Genomic DNA, 3,238 nt, shown 5'->3' with positions numbered 1-3,238 from the left:
CCGGGCAGAAGCCGGCGCATCGGAAGAGGAGCAGACGGGCCGCGACGTAGCCGCGCCGTCGGGCTGCGATCCCGCCGCCCGACGACGCGCGCCCACGTGCCCTCCCTCTCCATACGCCGAGCCCTGCCGGCCTCTGGCGCGGCACCCGGGTGCACTCGCTCAGCCAGGCCCAGGTTGTCCGTCCCGGCCAGCTCGCGTTGAGCTACTGCATGCTCAACGTCCGCCGCTGGGAGCGGATCGTCGCTGCGTGGGTGGGCTGGTGGCGACGCGGCCCTGGACGACGCTTTGGCGCATGGGTCGACCTGGTCGTCGATCTGGGCTCGCAGTGGGGGCAGTACGAGTACGTCACCAACGTCGGGTTCGCGGCCTGACGCCTGGCTCAAGCGCTGACGGTGTGGTGCGTGAGAGCGGGGTTGGCCGGGCTGTGACGTGAGAGAGAGCCGTACGGGTGGGGAGAGTTGTGAAGCGATCCTTGGTCCGTACGGCTCTTTCGCATCGTATCTGCACGGGTATCTCGTGGTGGCGATGTGGTCTGTTCGTCGCCGAGTTGGCGGGGGCCGTGGACCTCGCAGCCGCCAGGATCGCCAGGACCACCCGGGCGATCCGTGACCAGCCCGAACGAGCCCTCCCACTCCTGGGCGTCATCAACAAGCCGGACGCTCAGGGAACGTGATCAAGCCCTGTGAGGACGCCCGATGAGTTGAGATCGGCGGGGGTGTGTCGGTGGGGTGTGGGAGGGTGCCGGGTATGCGTAATGAGCTTGCGTTGACGGTGATCGGGAATCTTGTGGATGACCCGGAGTTGCGGTTCACGGCCGCGGGTGTGCCCGTGGCGCGGTTCACGGTGGCGTCGACTCCGCGGACATTCGACCGGGAGACGAATGCCTGGCGGGACGGGGAGCCGACGTTCATGGACTGCAGTGCGTGGCGGCAGCTGGCGGAGAATCTGGCGGGGTCGGTGTCGAAGGGGGCCAGGGTGGTGGTGGCGGGCCGGCTGCGGACCGACCGGTGGGAGACACCCGAGGGGGAGAAGCGGTCCCGCATGGTGCTGGACGTCGACGATGTGGGGGCGTCCATGACGTTCGCGACCGTCACGATCACCCGTACCACGCGCCCGATCCCGCCGCGGGAGACCGCGCCGGACGATCCGTGGGCCACGGCCAGTCCTGTCCGGCCGGCTGCGCCCGTCGATGGGGGCGAGGGTGAGGGCCCGTCTGCGGAACCCCCGTTCTGACGGCGGCCGGCCCGGATGCGGTGGCCGTGTGCGGGCGCCTGTTCCCTCGGGAGCCGCCGAATCCCGTTCAGGACGGGGCCGCGCCTCGCTGACGGCGGGGGAACACAACAGCGAGGCGCGTGATCACATGGTGACAGTCCGTCGCCGGTTTTCGCCAGTAAGGCTACGGCCGTGTGCGGGCGGAAGCCGGCCGGGATGGTGGAGAGGGCCTGAGCTGTGGTCGATGCGCGGTGGCCCGCTCGAGAACCGTTCGCCATGAGGTGACGTCCGGGCGACGGCGCAGCAGCGCTCTGCGTTCGCGTTCGGTCATGCCGCCCCACACCCCGAACTCGATGCGATTGTCGAGGGCTTCGGCCAGGCACTCGGCACGCACCGCACACCCACCACACACCGCTTTGACCCGGTTCTGCTGGGCACTTTCGGCAAACAGTTCGTCCGGGTCGCTGTCCCCGCACGCGGCGCTTTCGATCCATTGGGCACTGGCCACAACAGCTTTCTCCCCTCACGCTCGGCAGAACTGTGCCGCGGGCTTGCCGCGCATGGTTCCCTGACTCCCAGGCCTCGGCGGGCAGAGGACCCGGGGTGGTGTGCCGTGTATCGCCGTCACGCGGTACACGGCACACCGTGTTGTGAAGCGATCATCACCCTATCGGCCCATCCGGGTACCCATTACGGGTCCGTTCGGCGCCGCGGTCGGCCCGGGGCGGGGGTGAGGGGCTGAGTGTGGTCGACGTGGACCAAGGGCCCGACATACTCAAGTTCAAGGCGTTGCGCGTTTCAACCGCACGGCTCCCCCGGCCATCGCCACTCGACACTCAGGGGAACGAAGCAGGATCTGCCCCAACCACCGAAGATGCACCTGACACTGTGAGATGCCGGTTTCCCCGTTGGCACGGGGTCGGCGTTCTCAACGTGACCGTCTGTCGCGGCGCCCGGGGGTTCGTTCTCAGGGGTCTTCGGGGCGGCGAGGTCACTCGACCAGGTGGCGCGCTGCGTGCCGTCCGCCAGCCGGCGCCCGCGTACGGCACGGTGAGCGGATGGATGCCAGTTGCCGACTTACCCGCCGATTCCTGCCGGTCGTCCTGACCGCCCTGATGGCGGCCTCCGGGTGCGTAACCGCCGGCACCGGCCCGAAGCAGCCGAACTCGCACGCCCGCCTCGCCCCGGCCGCCACGAGACCCGCCGTCGAGCTTGACGAAGCTTCCCCGCCCCCTGCGCGGACCGCCTTGGCCAAGACGGGGGCCGACCGCCCGCGCAAGCATCACCGCCGGCTCCACGAGGAACGCGGCCACGATCAGGAGCGCGGCCGCCGGCTTCCGCCCCCTGTCCGCCGCCCGGCCAGGCACGCCGAGCGCCAGCTGGCCGCCGGGTCGGCCGCCCCATTCCACCGCAGGCAACCGGCCGCCGCCCCGAAGCTGGCGCACCGCAGCGCGCCCCACCGGACCTCGATGACCGCCACCTACGACATGCGCACCATCTGCCGCGCCGCCGCAGAGAACCGGGTCAACGCCGCAATCGTCGATCTTTGCCAGGCCACATACGGGCACTGACACTCCCCGGGAGACCCGCCTGGAGGGTTTTCCAACCTGTCTGCCGAGCACGGCCCTTGGGGAAGTGGGCGGTGCGCAGATGTAGAGAAGCTCCTGGTAGATGGGTGGATGTCGAGTCCATGCCGTCCTGTCAGGAGCTTCCGCGTGCTTGACTACCCAGCCGGCGCTGATCTGTCCACCTCAGCTCAGCGCTTCCTCACTGCCCTGGTCCTTACAGCGACGTGCTGCCCGTGTATCTAAAAATGCCGAAGTCATATGCATCCATGCGCCGGGTGTGTGCTTTTGTGCGCCCGCCATCTGAGTGCGCGACCAACGGGGCGGTCAGCTGTGACGGGTCAAAGATGATCACTGGGTGGCCCAGTCCGGACGGGTTTCCGCCTGGCAGGTCTCCCCTGCTCTTGGCGGTGCATACCGGTCGCCACCTCCCCGTGCGTGAGTCCTCCCACGGGTTCCTC

At 69.2% G+C, this 3,238-nt stretch carries 3 protein-coding genes and 1 pseudogene; 3 read left to right on the top strand and 1 reads right to left on the bottom strand.

All coding sequences use genetic code 11. From position 1 onward, the window contains the following. The first annotated feature begins 209 nt into the window (after window positions 1-209). Both ABZZ74_RS53190 and ssb read left to right on the top strand, forming a co-directional pair. On the top strand, window positions 210-371 hold the full coding sequence (locus tag ABZZ74_RS53190) for a hypothetical protein (RefSeq protein ID WP_356951317.1): 162 nt from the start codon (window positions 210-212) through the stop codon (window positions 369-371). A gap of 376 nt (window positions 372-747) precedes the next feature. Continuing rightward, complete coding sequence (ssb, locus tag ABZZ74_RS53185; protein WP_356951316.1) at window positions 748-1,233, top strand: single-stranded DNA-binding protein; 486 nt, start codon at window positions 748-750, stop codon at window positions 1,231-1,233. Between the two features lie 238 nt (window positions 1,234-1,471). Here ssb and ABZZ74_RS53180 read toward each other — a convergent pair. After that, a pseudogene (locus ABZZ74_RS53180) lies at window positions 1,472-1,720 on the bottom strand (WhiB family transcriptional regulator); the annotation flags it as partial. 550 nt (window positions 1,721-2,270) lie between these two features. Between ABZZ74_RS53180 and ABZZ74_RS53175 the strand changes: the two are divergent. Beyond that, on the top strand, window positions 2,271-2,783 hold the full coding sequence (locus ABZZ74_RS53175) for a hypothetical protein (protein ID WP_356951315.1): 513 nt from the start codon (window positions 2,271-2,273) through the stop codon (window positions 2,781-2,783). Window positions 2,784-3,238: the final 455 nt, after the last annotated feature.

Origin of the sequence: Streptomyces sp. NPDC006476 (genome assembly GCF_040612015.1) — a bacterium.
GTDB lineage: Bacteria > Actinomycetota > Actinomycetes > Streptomycetales > Streptomycetaceae > Streptomyces > Streptomyces griseorubiginosus_B.
Note: the sequence above shows the minus strand (reverse complement) of the source record. Positions and strands in the feature narration are given on the sequence as shown.